Origin of the sequence: Halomonas sp. Cn5-12 (genome assembly GCF_021532545.1) — a bacterium.
Lineage (GTDB): Bacteria > Pseudomonadota > Gammaproteobacteria > Pseudomonadales > Halomonadaceae > Vreelandella > Vreelandella aquamarina.
This window is the reverse complement of the sequence record NZ_JAKGAY010000001.1, coordinates 233,799-251,153: the sequence shown is the minus strand read 5'-3', so window position 1 is coordinate 251,153 and position 17,355 is coordinate 233,799. Positions and strand designations below refer to the sequence as shown.

General features: G+C 55.3%; 21 protein-coding genes. 10 read left to right on the top strand and 11 right to left on the bottom strand.

The window, feature by feature from the left end; genetic code table 11:
• Window position 1: 1 nt before the first annotated feature.
• The 9 genes from ptsN to L1249_RS01170 form a co-directional block, all read right to left on the bottom strand.
• Window positions 2-469: a PTS IIA-like nitrogen regulatory protein PtsN gene (gene ptsN / locus L1249_RS01210; protein WP_044629945.1), complete on the bottom strand. Its 468-nt coding sequence runs from the start codon at window positions 467-469 to the stop codon at window positions 2-4.
• A 4-nt stretch (window positions 470-473) separates the two neighbouring features.
• Window positions 474-782 carry a ribosome hibernation-promoting factor, HPF/YfiA family gene (gene hpf / locus L1249_RS01205; protein WP_027335376.1) on the bottom strand — a complete coding sequence of 103 codons (309 nt, stop codon included), beginning with the start codon at window positions 780-782 and terminating at the stop codon, window positions 474-476.
• Between the two features lie 97 nt (window positions 783-879).
• Window positions 880-2,295: an RNA polymerase factor sigma-54 gene (locus L1249_RS01200; RefSeq protein WP_044629947.1), complete on the bottom strand. Its 1,416-nt coding sequence runs from the start codon at window positions 2,293-2,295 to the stop codon at window positions 880-882.
• Between the two features lie 105 nt (window positions 2,296-2,400).
• The gene (lptB, locus tag L1249_RS01195) at window positions 2,401-3,159 is read right to left on the bottom strand and encodes an LPS export ABC transporter ATP-binding protein (protein ID WP_054641295.1); all 759 of its coding nucleotides are present in this window, start codon (window positions 3,157-3,159) and stop codon (window positions 2,401-2,403) included.
• Between the two features lie 11 nt (window positions 3,160-3,170).
• Window positions 3,171-3,674 carry a lipopolysaccharide transport periplasmic protein LptA gene (lptA, locus tag L1249_RS01190; protein ID WP_044629949.1) on the bottom strand — a complete coding sequence of 168 codons (504 nt, stop codon included), beginning with the start codon at window positions 3,672-3,674 and terminating at the stop codon, window positions 3,171-3,173.
• Between the two features lie 70 nt (window positions 3,675-3,744).
• Window positions 3,745-5,115, bottom strand: coding sequence for an RNA-guided endonuclease IscB (gene iscB / locus L1249_RS01185; RefSeq protein ID WP_089675510.1), 1,371 nt, complete (start codon window positions 5,113-5,115; stop codon window positions 3,745-3,747).
• Between the two features lie 294 nt (window positions 5,116-5,409).
• On the bottom strand, window positions 5,410-5,982 hold the full coding sequence (gene lptC, locus L1249_RS01180; protein ID WP_044629950.1) for an LPS export ABC transporter periplasmic protein LptC: 573 nt from the start codon (window positions 5,980-5,982) through the stop codon (window positions 5,410-5,412).
• Complete coding sequence (locus tag L1249_RS01175; protein WP_044629951.1) at window positions 5,982-6,524, bottom strand: KdsC family phosphatase; 543 nt, start codon at window positions 6,522-6,524, stop codon at window positions 5,982-5,984. Before L1249_RS01175 ends, lptC begins: the two co-directional genes overlap by 1 nt.
• Window positions 6,525-6,566: 42 nt before the next feature.
• Window positions 6,567-7,553 (bottom strand): KpsF/GutQ family sugar-phosphate isomerase, encoded by a 987-nt coding sequence (locus L1249_RS01170; protein ID WP_044629952.1) that lies wholly within the window; start codon window positions 7,551-7,553, stop codon window positions 6,567-6,569.
• A 271-nt stretch (window positions 7,554-7,824) separates the two neighbouring features.
• Here L1249_RS01170 and L1249_RS01165 point away from each other — a divergent pair, with 271 nt between their 5' ends.
• The 9 genes from L1249_RS01165 to hisD all read left to right on the top strand — a co-directional run bounded on the left by L1249_RS01165 (window position 7,825) and on the right by hisD (window position 14,618).
• Entirely contained in the window at window positions 7,825-8,646 is an 822-nt protein-coding gene (locus L1249_RS01165) for an ATP-binding cassette domain-containing protein (RefSeq protein WP_137093112.1), read from the top strand.
• Window positions 8,647-9,447: a lipid asymmetry maintenance ABC transporter permease subunit MlaE gene (gene mlaE / locus L1249_RS01160; RefSeq protein ID WP_044629953.1), complete on the top strand. Its 801-nt coding sequence runs from the start codon at window positions 8,647-8,649 to the stop codon at window positions 9,445-9,447.
• A gap of 15 nt (window positions 9,448-9,462) precedes the next feature.
• A complete protein-coding gene (mlaD, locus tag L1249_RS01155; RefSeq protein ID WP_062373384.1) occupies window positions 9,463-9,927 on the top strand; it encodes an outer membrane lipid asymmetry maintenance protein MlaD in 465 nt (154 codons plus the stop codon).
• A 33-nt stretch (window positions 9,928-9,960) separates the two neighbouring features.
• A complete protein-coding gene (locus L1249_RS01150) occupies window positions 9,961-10,617 on the top strand; it encodes an MlaC/ttg2D family ABC transporter substrate-binding protein (RefSeq protein WP_427774516.1) in 657 nt (218 codons plus the stop codon).
• On the top strand, window positions 10,614-10,943 hold the full coding sequence (locus tag L1249_RS01145) for an STAS domain-containing protein (protein WP_044629956.1): 330 nt from the start codon (window positions 10,614-10,616) through the stop codon (window positions 10,941-10,943). The genes L1249_RS01150 and L1249_RS01145 overlap by 4 nt, the downstream gene beginning before the upstream one ends.
• Window positions 10,944-11,081: 138 nt before the next feature.
• Complete coding sequence (locus tag L1249_RS01140) at window positions 11,082-11,333, top strand: BolA family protein (RefSeq protein WP_044629957.1); 252 nt, start codon at window positions 11,082-11,084, stop codon at window positions 11,331-11,333.
• A gap of 10 nt (window positions 11,334-11,343) precedes the next feature.
• The gene (gene murA / locus L1249_RS01135; protein WP_062373387.1) at window positions 11,344-12,606 is read left to right on the top strand and encodes a UDP-N-acetylglucosamine 1-carboxyvinyltransferase; all 1,263 of its coding nucleotides are present in this window, start codon (window positions 11,344-11,346) and stop codon (window positions 12,604-12,606) included.
• A gap of 28 nt (window positions 12,607-12,634) precedes the next feature.
• On the top strand, window positions 12,635-13,288 hold the full coding sequence (gene hisG / locus L1249_RS01130; protein ID WP_054641296.1) for an ATP phosphoribosyltransferase: 654 nt from the start codon (window positions 12,635-12,637) through the stop codon (window positions 13,286-13,288).
• Window positions 13,289-13,301: 13 nt separating this feature from the next.
• Window positions 13,302-14,618, top strand: coding sequence for a histidinol dehydrogenase (hisD, locus tag L1249_RS01125; protein WP_074210463.1), 1,317 nt, complete (start codon window positions 13,302-13,304; stop codon window positions 14,616-14,618).
• A gap of 31 nt (window positions 14,619-14,649) precedes the next feature.
• On the opposite strand, the gene L1249_RS01120 is transcribed toward hisD, so the two are convergent.
• Window positions 14,650-15,897: a Do family serine endopeptidase gene (locus L1249_RS01120; RefSeq protein WP_235252989.1), complete on the bottom strand. Its 1,248-nt coding sequence runs from the start codon at window positions 15,895-15,897 to the stop codon at window positions 14,650-14,652.
• Between the two features lie 138 nt (window positions 15,898-16,035).
• Here L1249_RS01120 and L1249_RS01115 point away from each other — a divergent pair, with 138 nt between their 5' ends.
• Complete coding sequence (locus tag L1249_RS01115; RefSeq protein WP_044629962.1) at window positions 16,036-16,800, top strand: Nif3-like dinuclear metal center hexameric protein; 765 nt, start codon at window positions 16,036-16,038, stop codon at window positions 16,798-16,800.
• Between the two features lie 78 nt (window positions 16,801-16,878).
• Here the strand turns inward: L1249_RS01115 and L1249_RS01110 are convergent, their stop codons facing one another.
• Complete coding sequence (locus tag L1249_RS01110) at window positions 16,879-17,322, bottom strand: ZapG family protein (protein ID WP_054641297.1); 444 nt, start codon at window positions 17,320-17,322, stop codon at window positions 16,879-16,881.
• Window positions 17,323-17,355 lie beyond the last annotated feature (33 nt).

The window sequence follows — 17,355 nt, the reverse complement described above, 5'->3', positions numbered from 1 at the left end:
CCTAGGCGGCTTGTTCGCGAATCTTGGCGGTAATAAGTGCTAAGAGTTCGCGCTGACTATCGGCTTTACGTAACTGCTGACGCGTATGGGCGTCGTTCATAATAGTAGCCACTTGGCCAAGCAGTGCTAGGTGGGTGTCATCTGCCTCTTCTGGTACCAGCAGCACAAACACAAGATCCACCGGGTCGCCATCAATGGCGTCGAAGTCTACTGGCTCAGCAAGCTTTAAAAAGCCAGCAATGGGTGCGCTACAGTGAGGACTGCGAGCGTGGGGGATGGCAACCCCGTTGCCTATCCCCGTACTGCCTAGTCGCTCGCGGCCAATGAGTCGGCTAAACACCTCTTGGCTATCTAGGCTGGGTGTATTTTGGGCGATAAAGGTGCTGAAAAACTCCAGCACCCGTTTTTTGCTGCCCCCGGGAACGTCATAAAGCACGCGCTCCGGGGGGAGGATGGTTTCCAACGTCATTGAGTTAACGCACACCAGCGCCCTGGGCGCGAGCTTGTGCTTTTTCCTTATGTTTAACGAGTTGACGATCGATTTTGTCTGCTAGCGCATCAATAGCGGCATACATGTCGTTATCAAGCGCTTCGGCGTGAAGGTCTGCACCGGCAGCGTGCAGTGTGCAGGCTGCTTGCTGGCGCTCCTTCTCAACAGATAAGGTCACTTGCACCGTGGTAATGTTGTCGTAGTGGCGTTCAACGCGCTCTAGCTTTTCGTTAACGTAGTCGCGCAAGGCGTCAGTCAGTTCAACGTGATGACCAGTGATGTTTACTTGCATTGACGTGCTCCTTATCCATCGGACTGTACTTCGATTGTAACCCTTTTTACGCTATTGCAAAGCCCTTGCGTTGAGTTTGTTCATACGTACCGCTTAACTAGCGTAAACGGCGGCGCTCACTTGACGAGGGAATGCCCATTGACTCCCGATATTTTGCGACAGTACGCCGTGCAACGCTAATGCCCCCCTCTTCAAGCAGAGTCACCAAGCGGCTATCGGAGAGCGGTTTTCCTGAGGGCTCATCCTGAATCAGCTTTTTGATGCGGGCGCGAATGGCTGTGCTGGAGTGGCTGTCGCCGCCGTCTTGGCCGCTTACCTGGCTTGAGAAGAAGTACTTAAGCTCGAAAACGCCCCGTGGCGTGTGAATAAATTTCTGCGTGGTCACACGAGATATGGTGGATTCGTGCATCTCTACCGCTTCAGCAATATCCGCTAAAATCAGCGGTTTCATTGCTTCTTCGCCATGCTCCAGAAAGCCAATTTGGCGTGCAATAATTTCACGCCCAACTCGTAGCAGCGTGTCATTGCGACTCGATAAGCTTTTGATCAGCCAGCGGGCTTCTTGGAGGTGCTCTTTGAGGAACTGGTTGTCTTGGCTTTTGTCTGCGCGTTTGATCAAGCTGGCGTAGTCGGGCTGTATACGCAAGCGTGGTAGTGCTTCTGGATTGAGCTCTAAATGCCAACCTTCATTGTCGTGCCGAACGACTAGGTCGGGGGTGATGTAGCTGTCGTCGGTAACGCCATAGGTGCTCCCAGGGCGTGGGTCAAGGCTGCGAATTAAACGGATGACATCGTCAAGCTGCTCGTCATCAAGGCTTAAACGGCGCTTGAGAAGCCGCATATCGTCTTTGCCTAATGCTTCCAAAAACTGGCGAACCAGCCGTTTGGCGGGCATTAGCAGAGGGGTGTCCTCAGGTAGTGAGGCGAGTTGCAGCATCAGGCATTCACGCAGGTCTCGGGCAAAGACGCCGGTGGGCTCAAATTGCTGCAAGCGCAGCAGGGTATTTTCCACTTCCCGCTGGCTTAAGCTGTCATGGCCTTGGGCTTTTAATCCTTCCCGAATGTCATTAAGCGGCTGGGTGAGATAGCCGTTGGCATCCAGCGCATCAATCAGGCTTTCCGCGATGGCGTATTCTCGCGGGCTAAAGTCTGTCATGGCCAGTTGCCATAGCAGGTGGCCATGTAGGCTTTGTCCAGCGGCTTGGCGCTCGAAGTCGGGGCCTTCACTGCTGCCACCCAGGCTGCCTATGTCTTGATAGGTATCTGACCAGTCACTGTCGACGGAGAGTTCGTTGGGGATGCTCTCGGACCACTCAGCCTCTTGAGGCTCACTGACAGCCTGCTCGCCAAACTCATCTTCTTGCTCAAGCATGGGATTGGCATCTAGCGCTTGCTGAATTTCTTGACGAAGGTCCAGCGTCGATAGCTGAAGCAGGGCGATAGCCTGCTGCAGCTGAGGTGTCATGGTCAGCTGTGTGCCGATACGCAATTGGAGAGAAGCTTTCATGACCATCTGAGAACCACTCGTTAATCAGAAAGCTCCACCCTAGAGCGAGTTATGGCTTGGTGCAAGTGCAATAAGCATGCCACTAAAAGAAATGCTTCTGCAGGTCACTGTTTAAAGGCGGAAATCAGCGCCTAAATAGACATCTCGAACCTTCTGGTTGTTGAGGATTTCCTGGGCGTTTCCACTGGCAATGATGTGACCGTCGCCAACAATGTAGGCAATATCACAAATATCCAGCGTTTCACGAACGTTATGGTCGGTGATCAATACGCCAATGTGGCGTTTCTTTAACGCTCGAATGATAGCTTTAATTTCCCCAACGGAAATCGGGTCAACCCCGGCAAAAGGTTCATCCAGCAGGATAAAGGCCGGTTCGGTGGCCAATGAGCGGGCGATTTCAACACGGCGGCGTTCGCCCCCAGAAAGACTCATGCCTAAGTTGTCGCGTATATGAGTGATGTGAAAATCTTCAAGTAGTAACTCAAGTTGTGCTTCCCGGGCGCTTCGATCAAGCTCTTTGCGTGTCTCTAAAATGGCCATAATGTTGTCAGCCACGGAGAGCTTGCGGAAGATGGAAGCTTCCTGGGGTAGATAACCAATCCCTGCCATGGCGCGTTCATGCATAGGAGCATGAGTGAGGTCAAGGTCGTCAATGCCTACTTTGCCCGCATCCAATTTGACCAACCCCACAATCATATAAAACGAGGTGGTTTTACCTGCACCATTAGGGCCAAGTAGCCCAACCACGCTACCTTGAGTGATTTCCAGATTAATATCTTTAACCACACGGCGGCGCTTATAGCTCTTCGCTAAATGATGGGCGTAGAGCGTTTTTACTGGTGTGGGGACTGGGGATGTTGATGCTGCCACGTGGCCACTTCCTATTGTTCGGGCTGAAGGGTCATACGAATACGCTGATTTTCACTGCCGCTAACGTCAGAGCGTGCTTGTACTACTTCTTGATCGATAAAGTACTCTAAACGTCCACCTTGGAAGTGATCTCCTTGCTGGGTCAGCTCAGCTTGGTCAATCAGCTCAACCCGGCGTTCGGAAACGTGATAAATAATCCGACGCGCCCAGCCTTCTATAGGGGTTTCTTGGTCTTCAATTTGGTTACGCAAGTAAGCACGCTCGCCCGTAGCGATGGCGCGAGACAACTCGCCAGCATTGTTACGCTGAATTTCGACACGCTCTCCGCGTAGCTGCATATTGCCTTGGCGAATGTCAACGTTACCGGTGTACACGGCTGTCCCTGCTCGTTGGTCAAGGTCTAACCGGTCGGCCTCCACATGAATAGGCGCTTGGTTTTGTGCCGCTACAGGCAGTGCAATTGTGACAAGCGGCACGGCTAGGGCAAGAAGTGCAGTGCGGATTAGAGCATTCATCAGATTTTGCGCGAGAAACCCGGTGCTTTAGCGCCGGGAGGGATAGCGCGTCGCCCGCAGGGCGACTGGGTTACGCCACCGCCTGTCCCGCTCCTCCTGTTAGGTGGGTGAAGGGTGTAAAGTGATAGCCGTAGCCATCACCGCGTTGGATGAGGGTGCAGTATTTGTGCGAGATGCCTTGCACGGCCCCCTGTTCGGTCTGGATGTTAAAACTGCCGGTTTTGCGTACCGCGACACGCCCCGTATGGGTACCTGCTTTCTTGCCAGTCGGTACCATCGCACGCACCATGTCGCCGGTTTGAAAGCCGTGCACCTGCTTCTGCCGCATCAGATAGCCACGCGGAAACCCGTGTTTCGTTAAGCGGGTGCGCTGATAGCTACCACGCCCCATCGCCTTGATGGTTAATGTGGGCACCTGCCAAGCATGTAGTGCGTCGAACGCACCGACACAGGCCGCGTCTAGAGCATGGGTTTTAGGAATGCCCAGTCGCTGGCGGTTGTACTTGGTGCGACCGCCGGTGCCGACAGCCACCGGCAAGCTAGTCGCTTTGAGCGCATTAAACAGCGCCCAGCGCGTGGCATTGATCGCGCTGGCATCGCGCAGCGGTTGCTTGAGCTGGCGCTGCACACGCTCAAGCCGAGCGTTAGCGGTGTGGCCGTTGGCTTTCAGGCGCTTTTTCAGGCCTTTGTCAGTGGCGAAAAAATCCACCAGTGACAGCGCATCCTTGCTCTGGTTGCAGGGGTGGCAGCTTAGGGTCAAATTACTGACGCGGTTCGAGCCGCCCCGCGAGCGCGGTATCACATGCTCGATCTCCAGCGGCGTATCGGCGGTGCCGCAATAGGCACATTCACGGCCCCATTTTTCCAGCAGGTACTCGCGTACTTCGTAGCCCAGCAGCGTGCCTTGCTGGTACTCCACGCCGTTGATCTCGGGGTTATCCAGCTTCTGCGTATCAAAGCGCACCAACTCTTGGCTGATGGCGGTTACAGGCGCTAAACGATTCAACCGGTTCACCCAGGCCGTGACGGTATCGACGCGATGCTGCAGCGACGGTGCCAGCCAGCCCTTGGGTTTGGTGCGATTATTGAAGCGCGGGGCGCGGTAACGCAGGTTGGCACTGCGGCGGCGACGCCGAAAGGCGGCGCGTTGTTGTAATGCCTTTTTGATCTGATAACCGCGATGGATTAGTTCAAACAGGCACAGCACATGCCGCTGCTGACTGTCCGGTTCGCGTATCAGCGCCAGCCCGGTCGTTTTGCTGCCAGGGTCGATGCCCAGGCTTAGTGGCTGCGTGCTACCGCCCACTCGATCTTTCAGCCGGATCGTGAACGGATAGCGCTTATGCACCACGGCACGCCCGCGCTGTAGCAGCAACCGAGCCCGTTTTTCACTGCACGGCATCAGCGGCTGCTTCTTTTTGTCCAGTACGAAAATCGCCATGCGATTTCCTCCTAATCAATGCCCTTACGGACCTTGTGTCGCGGGGCTTGCGCCCCGTCTCCCCTCGGGAATGTCGATAACCGGCTCCTGCCTTGTGGCAGCGATCAAGATCTTCGGCGTTTTACCTTGCGCCAGCATGATCTTGACCTTTCAGAGCCACGGACTGAGGAAGCATCCGTGGGTGAGTCTTGGCGACCTGTTATCAACGTAGCGGGTTGGCTACCGCTCTCCCTGGTCAACCGGGCTTGTTGTCACAAGCTCCCGCCTTCAGGCGGGGGTAGTTGACCGCGACTCCTAAGGGGAACGGGTGGCCGGCGGATGAACGCCGCGCACGTTGTTGGTTAAACGGACTTGGCTGTCATCCAGCCATACATCCATTCGGGAGGCTTCCATACGCTGAGGGGGCTGCTGCAACACTACGTGGGTGTCGCTCCAGGCATGCCGGGTGGTCCCGTCGTAGTTTAATAGTTCGCTATCAAGCTGCCACCCCTCTTCAGGCGCTAGTAGCCGCGCGGAGCCTGCCAATGTTAATGCTTGGGTTTCAGTATTGAGGGTGCCAGTGTTCGCCGTGGCGAGCCACTCACGTTGTTCGCTATCAAACAGCGTGGCACGGGGTGACAACACGTCAGTCATTGCCGTTTGCGGAGTATGCACCAGCCGTGGGGTTACCAGAGATTGCTGAATAGTGCCTGTTTCGCCAAATAGGGTAATTTCGGCATTCTCTAATACGTGCCCAGGTTCCTGGGCACGAGCTTCAGAGTCAATCTCAGTCTCCTGGGGGCCGCGAGGGTCTAGCCAAACCAGCACGCCGCCTAGGGCGATGACCATTGCCGTGATCCAGACCCGTTTTCTTACCCTAAAGCGCATTATGGCTGTCCGTGCAGATACGTATCGAGTACGGCATCCCAGTGCCCTTGGGACGTTAGGAGCGTATCGCAAATTTCACGCACAGCCCCGTGTCCGCCAAGGCGTTCAGTGATCCAGTCGGCATGGGGGTGCATGTAGTCCGGAGCATTGGGGACCGTAATACCGACACCGGAGCGCTTGATCGGAGCAAGATCAGGTAGGTCATCTCCACAGTAGGCGACCTGTTCTAAGGTGATATCAAGCCGCTGACAAAGCGCTCTCAGGGTAGTGAGTTTGTCTTCACAGCCCTGGTATACGTGAGTGATTCCTAAGGCAGCAGCGCGCTGGCTCACCATAGGTGAATCACGGCCGGTAATCAGCGCCACATGGATGCCGACACGCTTGAGTAACTTCAGGCCATGACCGTCCTGGGTGTGAAACGCTTTGATTTCGATACCGTCAGCCTGAAAATAGAGACGGCCGTCAGTAAGTACACCGTCTACATCAATCGCAAGCAGTTTTACGCGGCGAAGTCGGTCGAGTAGTGCATCAGGTAGGGCCATAAAGCCTCCATCATCCATTGCCAAAAAAGCAGTATAAAGTCGTTAAATAACGCCGCTGGCAAGCAGGTCATGCATATGCAGCGCGCCGATGGGGCGCTGCTGTTCATCAACAACAGCCAGTGCAGTGATACGGTTATCTTCCATAATGCGCACCGCTTCGGCAGCTAGTATGTCTGGACCAATGCGCTTGCCGGGGCGCGTCATTACGTCATCTACCTGAACATCGCGCAGGTCGTGGTGTTGGTCTAGCGTGCGACGCAAGTCGCCGTCGGTATAGACCCCGGCAAGACGGCCTTCGCTATCCACCACGCAGGTAAAGCCCAGCCCTTGGCGTGTTATCTCAAGTAGTGCATCGCGCAGCGGGCTGCCCAGCGCTACTTGAGGGAGCCGTGAGCCATCGTGCATTAAGTCGCTAACACGCAGTAGTAAGCGCTTACCGAGGCTGCCGCCAGGGTGAGAGAGGGCAAAGTCTTCAGCGGTAAAGCCCCGTGCTTCCAATAGAGCAACAGCAAGGGCGTCGCCTAGGGCAAGGGCGGCGGTGGTGGAGCTGGTGGGTGCTAGGTCAAGCGGGCAGGCTTCTCGTTCTACACCGCTATCCAGGTGGGCGTCTGAGTGCTGTGCAAGAGTGGAGCCTGGGCGGCCAGTCATACTGACCAGCGGTGTGCCAAGGCGCTTGAGTAGCGGGAGTAGGGCCGTTACTTCAGCGGTTTCACCGGAGTTAGAGAGTGCCAAAACCACATCGGCGCGGGTAATCATGCCCAAGTCGCCATGGCTGGCTTCACCTGGGTGAACAAAAAAGGCTGGAGTGCCTGTGCTGGCTAGGGTAGCTGCGATTTTGCCGGCGATATGACCTGACTTTCCCATGCCGGTGACTACCACGCGTCCCTGACAGGCAAGCATAAGCTGACAGGCGTGGTCAAAGCTTTCATCTAGCTTGGCTTGCAAGCCGCCAATAGCCGCTTGCTCGATTTGCAAGGTGCGCAGTGCACTTTCACGCAGTTGGCTGGGTGTGGAGAGTGGCTGACGCATGGCGTGTCTCGTTTCATCGATGTGAATAGGTGCCTAGTAAGAATAACATCTTGCAGCAGTGTTTAGCTAAAGCATGCAGCAAGTACCCGCGGTATTAGTGAGTTCTATTGACGAATGGTTTGTGCGGCAATGATTTGCGCGACTGTTGCTAAGAGTAGCGTTAGGTTACGATGTTCGATAATATTTCGAAAACACTGTTTTCTAAACTGCCCCGCGCCCAGTAGGTTTATACTGACGCGTTCTGGCATCAACGATGAAGGTCAATCAGCATATGACGGATGTTCCCTTCATACAGGTCGAAGACGTCTACTTTTCTCGTGGTGAGAGCGAGATTTTTCGCGGCGTAAGCATGACCATTCCGCGCGGTAAAGTGACTGCGATCATGGGGCCAAGCGGCACGGGTAAAACAACGCTATTGAAGCTCATCGGTGGCCAGCTAACGCCCGACCGAGGGCGTATTCTCATTGATGGGCAGGATGTGCATCGTCTTTCTCGTAAGGCTTTGTTCTCACTGCGTAAGCGCATGGGCATGCTGTTTCAGAGTGGCGCGCTGTTTTCGGACTTAGATGTTTTCGAGAATGTGGCCTTCCCGCTGCGGGTGCATACTGACTTGCCCGACACCATGATTCGCGACTTAGTGTTGCTAAAGTTGCAGGCAGTAGGGTTGCGGGGGGCAAGGCATTTAACTCCCGCTGAGCTATCAGGGGGTATGGCGCGGCGGGTGGCATTAGCGCGGGCAGTCGCACTTGACCCTGAGTTAATCCTTTATGATGAGCCATTTGTAGGCCAGGATCCTATCTCTATGGGTGTGCTGGTGCAATTGATTAAGCGGCTCAATCAGGCGCTGTCGCTGACCTCGGTAGTGGTCTCCCATGATATCAAGGAAACGCTGAGTATTGCCGACTATCTCTACCTGATTGCGGATGGGCAGGTGGTGGCGCACGGCACTCCGAGCTCGCTAGAGGTGAATCAAGACCCTCGTGTCAGCCAATTTATGCACGGCGAGCCAGATGGTCCGGTGCCGTTTCACTATCCCGCAGAGACGCTCTACCGGGATATTCTCGGTCACGATTTAGCACTTAAGGCAGGGTAGATGCAGTCTAAATTTTCTCACTACACGGCGCGGGTTACCCGCCTAGGGCGTAAAGGGTGCGACGTGGTCGAGGCTTTAGGGCGCGCCACGGTGTTTCTTGCTCAGTCGGCCGTGGGAGTGCCGTCACGAGAGGGGTGGTCGCTTTGGCTGCGCCAAATGCACTTCGTGGGTGTGCTGTCTCTGGCCATCGTGCTGGTGTCGGGGCTTTTTATCGGCATGGTGCTGGCGCTACAGGGATATACCATTTTAGTAGATTTTGGTGCCGAGCAGGCATTAGGCCAAATGGTCGCGCTTTCTCTGTTGCGAGAGCTGGCACCGGTAGTTGCCGCGCTGCTGTTTGCCGGGCGGGCGGGGTCTGCTTTGACTGCTGAAATTGGCCTGATGAAAGCCACCGAACAGCTCACTAGCATGGAAATGATAGGTGTGGATCCGCTGCGTCGCGTGGTGGCTCCTAGACTTTGGGCGGGCTTCGTAGCGCTGCCTATTCTTACCGTTGGCTTTAGCGTGGTGGGTATCTGGGGCGGCTACTTAGTTGGCGTCGAGTGGCTGGGCGTGTTTGAGGGCTCTTATTGGAGCAATATGCAGGCCAGCGTGTCGTTCATCGATGATATCGGCAATGGCATGATCAAAAGCGTGGTGTTCGCGCTGGTGGTGACCTGGATTGCTGTGTTTCAGGGTTATGACCTAGTGCCAACCTCTGAGGGGATTTCGCGAGCTACCACCCGTACGGTGGTCTACTCCTCGTTAGCGGTGCTAGGGCTGGATTTCGTTTTAACCGCCGTTATGTTCGGCGGCCTTTAAGGGTGGAGTAATGTCATGAAGCGCAGCAAAACCATGGAGTTTGGCGTTGGCCTGTTTATGTTGGCTGGCATCATAGGGCTGGTATTCCTCGGCCTGAGAGTCAGCGGTTTAACGCTCTCAGCACCTTCAGATACGTTCCGCTTGGAGGCCAACTTCGCCAATATCGGTGGGTTGAAGCCGCGTGCCCGCGTCACTATGGCAGGGGTTACCGTGGGCCGGGTGGAGTCAATCGAGCTGGATACGGAGTGGTACGACGCTCGTGTCACTTTAAGCTTGGATAGTGAGCTTGAAGGCCAGCTTTCCCAGGATACCACCGCAGCCATATTAACGGCTGGCCTATTGGGCGAGCAGTACATTGGGCTAAGTGTTGGTGGGGCACCAGATGTGCTTGAGGAGGGTGACGTGATTCGTGATACGCAGTCCGCTCTGGTGCTTGAAGAACTTATTCAGCAATTTGTATCCAATATGGTCAGCAACTAGCTGCCTTTAGCTATCTTCATTTGAGAGGTTGATATGATGCATAAGGTTTTTCCTGTTTTCGTTCAGCGGCTCGCGTTGGCTGCCATGCTGTTGCTGGCACCGCTGCTGGCCCAAGCACAAACACAGTCTCCAGAAGAGATGATTCGCGACAACATCGAAGGGTTCATGGCGCAAATCGAAGGGCGTGAAGACTACTATGCCAACAATCTCGATGAGCTGAAGGCGCTGGTCAACGATAGCCTGGATGACATTGCCGATTTCCGTTATATCGGTGCCAGCGTCATGGGCAGCTATTTCCGTAATGCCACGCCAGAGCAGCGCAGCCGTTTTGCGGATGTCTTCCGCCAGACGCTGATCGATACCTACACGCGTGGTCTGGTGACCTTCGACTACGACGAGCTGCGTGTGTTGGGCCAACAGCGTGCCCAGCGTCACGAAGATCAAGCCAGCGTCGATATGGAAGTCGTGGCGAGCAATGGTCAAGTCTACCCGGTGAGCTATAGTCTGCGTCTTTCTGACGGCCAATGGCGTGTCGTGAACGTAATTGTCAACGGCATTAACCTGGGCTTGACCTTCCGTAATCAGTTCGACCAAGCCATGCGTGACAATAACCGCGATTATGATGCGGTCATCCGTGGTTGGGCGCCAGAAATAGGTGTGGACGAGCTAGAGCAGGGAGGCGACGCGTGACATCGCTGTTGTCTCGTTCAGAGGTGTCCCTAACGATTCAGGGTGATGCGCTCATGGTTGCTGGCGACCTGACAATGAATGTAGCGACTGAGGTGGCCGCTGCAGGTGTGAAATGGTTACGCAGTGCCAAGTGTTTAGAGGTCTGCTTTGACTTTGAGCAAGTCAGTAAGGCCAGCAGCGTTGCTATTAGTGTCTTATTTGAATGGCTGCGTGCTTGCCAAGCGCTGCAGATCACGGTTCGTTCGATTGTCTTGTCGGCCCCGCTCAAGCGGCTGGCCTCTTTGGCGGAGTTGGATGCGCTTACTTCCTCATCCGTTTCAGCTTGAACTGAGCGATCTTTAGAGCAGCCCACGGGCTGCTCTATTTATTGGTGGCTTGCACGGCATCGCCAAGCGTGTCGCTTTTCTTTATCATGTTCGCCTATTGGTTACTATTTCAACGACCCCAAAGGAGTTTCCTGTCTCATGCAACCCAACGAGGTAAAAGCACTGCTTGAATCCCGCATCGATGGGTGTGAGTTTCACATCCAGGGTGAAGGCTGCAATTTTCAGGTGATTGCAGTTGGTGAAGCCTTTGAAGGTCTTTCTCCAGTGAAGCGTCAACAGCTTGTATACGCAGCGCTTAGCGAGGAAATCGCTTCGGGTGCACTGCACGCTATCAGCATTAAAACGTTTACTCCGACGCAGTGGCAAACTGCGGCGGAAAACGCTCAGTAACGGCCGCTCCATGGATAAACTCATTATTACGGGCAATGGCTCGGTGGATGGCGAAGTATGGGCAAGCGGTGCGAAAAATGCCGCGCTGCCTATTCTATGCGCGAGCCTATTGGCAGATGGCCCAGTGGTTATCGGTAACCTGCCGCATTTGCAGGATATTACCACCACGCTTGAGCTGTTGGGACGAATGGGCGTTGAGCCTGTGATGGGTGAAAAACTGAGTATTCAACTGGATGGCTCTCAGGTCACTCAATGCCATGCGCCTTACGAGCTGGTGAAAAAGATGCGCGCCTCTATTCTGGTGCTGGGGCCGCTGCTGGCGCACTTTGGTAAGGCGGATGTCTCACTGCCTGGTGGTTGCGCCATTGGCTCACGCCCGGTGGATTTGCACCTGCGTGGTCTGGAAGCCATGGGGGCGGAGATCCACGTTGAAGCGGGCTATATTCGTGCCCGTGTCGACGGTCGTTTAAAAGGTGCAACGATCTTTTTTGATACCGTGACGGTGACAGGCACAGAAAATCTGCTCATGGCGGCTACGCTCGCCGACGGCAGAACGGTTCTTGAAAACGCCGCCCGTGAGCCTGAGGTGGTGGATCTGGCCGAGTGCTTGATCAAAATGGGCGCGAAGATTCATGGTCACGGCACGGACACCATCATCATCGATGGCGTTGCCTCGCTGCACGGCTGCGAGCACGATGTCATGCCCGACCGTATCGAGACGGGCACCTTCCTGGTCGCGGCGGCAATGACCGGCGGGCGGGTAAAAGTGAAGCGTACCCGGGCCGATATTCTTGAAGCGGTACTCGCTAAGTTGGAAGAGGCGGGTGCGGAGGTCGACAGCGGTGAAGATTGGATTTCGCTGGATATGCATGGCAAGCGCCCGAAGGCGGTTAATATCCGAACGGCGCCTTATCCCGCATTCCCCACCGATATGCAGGCTCAGTTCGTCGCTATGAATGCCGTTGCAGACGGGCATTCACGGGTAGTAGAGACAATCTTCGAAAACCGCTTTATGCACGTTCAAGAGCTTAACCGGATGGGCGCGAATATCGTACTGGAGGGTAACGCCGCGTTAATTAAGGGCGTTGATAAGCTTTCTGGAGCCCCGGTGATGGCAACAGACCTTCGTGCTTCGGCATCTCTGGTTATTGCGGCCATGATGGCCGAAGGAGAGACCCTGGTCGATCGCATCTACCATATTGATCGTGGCTACGAGTGTATCGAGGAAAAATTACAGCTGCTGGGGGCGAAAATTCGCCGTATCCCCGGCTAAGCCACGCGGACAACACTGGCCTTAGACCATGAGTAAGCAACTGATTTTAGCCCTTTCAAAAGGGCGTATTTTGGATGAAACGCTGCCTCTGCTGGCAGATGCGGGCATTACGCCCGCTGAAGACTTAAGTAAAAGCCGCAAGCTGCTGTTTGATACTAACTTGCCGGACGTCAAGCTGGTGATCATCCGCGCCACCGATGTGCCCACCTACGTACAATTAGGTGCCGCCGATGTGGGCATTGCAGGTAAAGACGTGCTGCTTGAGCATGGCGCGGAAGGCCTTTATGAGCCGCTAGATCTAGAGATTGCTCGCTGCAAGCTGATGACTGCGGGTGTTACCGGGCAGCCCCCTGCCAAAGCACGCCGCCGCGTGGCGACCAAGTTCGTCAACGTAGCGCGTCGCTACTACGCCGAGCAGGGGATCCAGGCAGAGGTCATCAAGCTCTACGGGGCGATGGAGCTGGCTCCGCTCATGAACTTGGCCGATGAGATCGTCGATATCGTCGACACTGGCAATACGCTTCGCGCTAACGGTATGGAACCCCGTGAGCTCATTGCCCATATCAGCACGCGTTTGGTGGTCAACAAAGCGGCCATGACCATGAAGCACGACCGTATTAAGCCGCTGCTAGCGCGCCTGGAAAGTGCCGTAAAAAAGCGTCAGACGCAGCCTATCGAATGACACGAGGTTCATCATGAGCGATACAACCACAGCCACTATTGCCCGCCTCTCGACCAGTGAAACGGCTTTCCATCAGCGCCTCGATGCGCTGTTGGATTGGGAGGGCGTGTCTGATAAAGCGGTCCAGGCTCGTGTTGAGGAAATCTTGGCAGACGTTAAGCAACGCGGTGATCAGGCGGTCATTGAGGCAACCAACCGCTTTGACCGTTTATCGGTCGAATCGATGGCGCAATTGCGCCTAATGCCAGAGCAATTAAAGAAGGCGTATGATGGTTTGCCTGCCGAGCAGCGTGATGCCCTGGCAATGGCTGCCGAGCGTATTAAGCGCTACCACGAGCGGCAAAAACCGACCTCTTGGCAGTATGAAGAAGCCGATGGCACGGTGTTAGGCCAAAAAGTGACACCGCTTGATCGTGCAGGCATCTATGTTCCAGGCGGTAAGGCGGCTTATCCGTCGTCCGTACTGATGAATGCCATTCCTGCCCACGTGGCAGGTGTGCGTGAAATCGTCATGGTGGTACCTACCCCTGATGGTGTGTTGAATGATCTGGTATTGGCGGCGGCGCACCTAGCGGGCGTGGACTACGTCTTCACTATTGGTGGCGCCCAGGCCGTTGCCGCGCTTGCCTACGGTACGCAAAGCGTTCCTCGGGTCGATAAAATTGTGGGACCCGGCAACATCTACGTGGCCACTGCCAAGCGGGCCGTGTTCGGCCAGGTCGGCATCGATATGATTGCCGGGCCCTCCGAGATTATGGTGGTGTCGGATGGGCAAACCGACCCGGATTGGATCGCCATGGACCTCTTCTCTCAGGCGGAGCATGACGAAGATGCCCAGGCGATTTTGGTGAGCTGGGATGCCGCGCATTTGGACGCCGTGGCGGCTTCCATCGAGCGGTTGCTGCCAACGCTAGAGCGCGAAAAGATTGCCCGCGCATCCCTGAACCGTCGCGGCGCACTGATTCTGTGTACAGATCAGGCCGAAGCGGTTGAGATGATTAACCGTATCGCTCCTGAGCATCTTGAATTGTCGGTTGCTGAGCCTGAGGCATGGCTAGACGATATCCGCCATGCGGGCGCTATCTTTATGGGGCGCCACACGTCGGAAGCGCTGGGGGATTACTGCGCGGGGCCGAACCATGTGCTGCCGACATCCGGCACGGCGCGATTCTCATCACCGCTCGGGGTGTACGACTTCCAGAAACGTTCTTCCATTATCCACTGTTCCCCTGAAGGGGCGTCTGAGCTGGGTAAAGTCGCTTCGGTGTTGGCCCGTGGGGAGTACCTCACTGCCCATGCTCGCTCTGCCGAGTACCGGATTCGCGATTAACGGGCAGTGTGTTTAGTGCAGCAGGGCGGCTTTAAGAGCCGCTCTGCCTGTCGGCTGATGTTGCGTTGGTCGGCACCGGGCGCTCGCCTACCTCCAGCGTCATCTCCATGCGCTCACCGCCGCGGACAATCGTCAGAGGCAGTGACGTGCCGGGAGGAATAGATGCAATGTCACTCATAGTAGCGCGTGCATCTAAAATGACCTGGCCATCAATAGAGAGCAGTACATCCCCCGGTTGTAAGCCTGCCTGTGCGGCAGGTCCGCCGCTTACCACGCCTGCTACGATCACGCCTTGTGGGGTGCGTAGCCCAAACGAGGCTGCGAGCTCTCGCGAAAGCGCCTGAGCCTCAATGCCCAGCCAGCCGCGAATTACGCGACCGCGAGTCACCAGCTCATTGAGTATGCTGTGGGCAAGGTTGGCGGGAATTGCGAAGCCGATACCTTGAGAGCCGCCTGAACGTGAGAAAATTGCCGTATTAATTCCCACTAGAGCGCCATCAGGATTAACGAGTGCGCCGCCTGAGTTGCCGGGGTTAATGGCCGCATCGGTCTGAATAAAATCCTCATATGCATTAAGCCCTAAATGGCTGCGCCCTGTGGCGCTAATAATGCCCATAGTGACGGTTTGGCCAACGCCGAAGGGGTTGCCAATTGCCAGTGCCACATCGCCGACGGCGACCTGTTCTGAGTCGGCAAGCTCAATCACCGGTAGATTTTCAAGATCAATGCGCAGCACTGCTAAGTCGCTTTCTGGGTCTGTACCAATCACTTCGGCCAGCGTTTCACGCCCATCGCGCAGGGCAACCTGGATTTGATCCGCGCCATTAATCACATGATGGTTAGTCAGTACATAGCCATCCTTGCTGACAATGACGCCAGATCCCAAGCTGGAGAGCATCCGTTGATGGGTTGTGGCATCGTCGCCGCTGAAGAACTGCCGGAAGAAGGGGTCTGACATCAGTGGGTGCTGGTCGCGCTCTACAATCCGGGATGAATAGATGTTCACCACCGCAGGCGCTGCTTGGTTAACTGCATCGGAGTAGCTAGCCGGGCCCTGGTTGCGGGCAAGAGGTTCTGCTTGGCGAATGTCGGGCGTAGGTCGGTTAGTGCTCTGCTCGTTGCTGGTAGTGGGTACCAGTGCCGGGGGTGTTTCCACCGCTGCGGGCGGAGTCTGTCGAAACGGGTTTGGCAACTGCTCTGGGAACGCGAGCAGTAGCACGGCAGCTAGCAAGAGCCCCGTGGTAATGGGCCATAAATAGGGCAGCACAGAACGGTGCATGCGAGGATTCCTCAGCGGGTGGCAGTCTAAATAGTCGCGAGGTTCGCGATAATGCGGAGCGAGTTTTACAATGGCGTTATGGTAACACTGAATGCCGCTGTGCCTCACGGTGGCTGTTTAAACTGTTAAGGAGTGAGTGTGAATCATCGCGATCAACTTGTCGCCGCTTGTGACCATCAGCTGCGAGCCGAGCAATTTAAGGACTTTACGGTTAATGGGTTGCAAGTTGAAGGGCGTGATACCGTCAAGCGAGTGATGTCAGGAGTGACGGCGTGCCAGGCGCTGTTAGATGAGGCGGTAGCATGGCAGGCTGACATGGTGTTGGTGCATCACGGTTATTTTTGGAAAAACGAGCCAGTGCCTATTACAGGAATGAAACAGCGCCGCATTAAAACGTTGCTCGCCAATGATATAAGCCTTCTTGCCTATCATTTGCCATTAGATGCCCATGCGGAGATAGGCAACAATGCTCAGTTAGCTAAGCGGCTCGGTTGGAAAGTAGAAGGCTGTTTGGATGGGGAGCTGGGGGAAGGGTTGCTCTGGTCGGGGCGTTTGGTTGCGCCCCAAAGTATTGGTGAGCTTGCTGAGCAAATAAGCACCACGCTTCAGCGGTCTCCTCTTGTTGTGGAAGCGCCGTTTGCTGAGCAGTCTATAGAGCGAATCGCATGGTGTACGGGCGGAGCGCAGGATATGATCACCACTGCCTACGAAGCAGGGGCGCAGGTGTTTGTGTCTGGAGAAATATCTGAGCGTACCACGCATTTGGCGCGTGAAATGGGGATTCACTATATTGCGGCGGGCCACCACGCCACTGAGCGTTATGGGGTCCAAGCGCTTGGTGAGTGGCTAGGCAGTGAGTTCGGTGTGGAGCATCGTTTTGTGGATATTGATAATCCTGCCTAACTCAAGGGCGCAGGGCACCTGTCGCTCATTGATCGGGTGCCCTGCTGGCGATACGCGGCAGTAATGGCGGCGTTTGCCTTAGTAGCGGGGAGGTTGTGCTGCTGTACCTTCAGTAGGTTGGTGGCTCTCTTTTAAGCCAAAATCTTCTGACAGCGTACCGTTTTTGCCCGCTGCGTAGTCTCTAGGCATTGCCACGTTGCTGTCGTTTTCAGTGTCGCTTGTGGTGGTGCTGGATGACGGCTTAACGCTGGATAGTTTCCACTGAGTTGCTTCGTTCTCTACCTGTTGCTCAAGCTGATCAGCTTCGTGGCGAATGTTTTCTAAGCGCTGCTGAATGCTCGTTAAGTGGCTGCTCATGCCCTTCTTTAGTTCAGCGATTTGGTGTTCACGTTCAAGCAGTGTCTGCTTGAGTGAAGCGGCATCCCGCGCACCTTTGCTGAAAAGTCGATAGCACACTAAGCCGATGATAAAGCCGACGATTAATCCAATGATTGCAAAAGTGAATGGCGAGCTTGCTTCCACAGTCTTCTCCCTAAGTAATGCGCGCCACTGAAC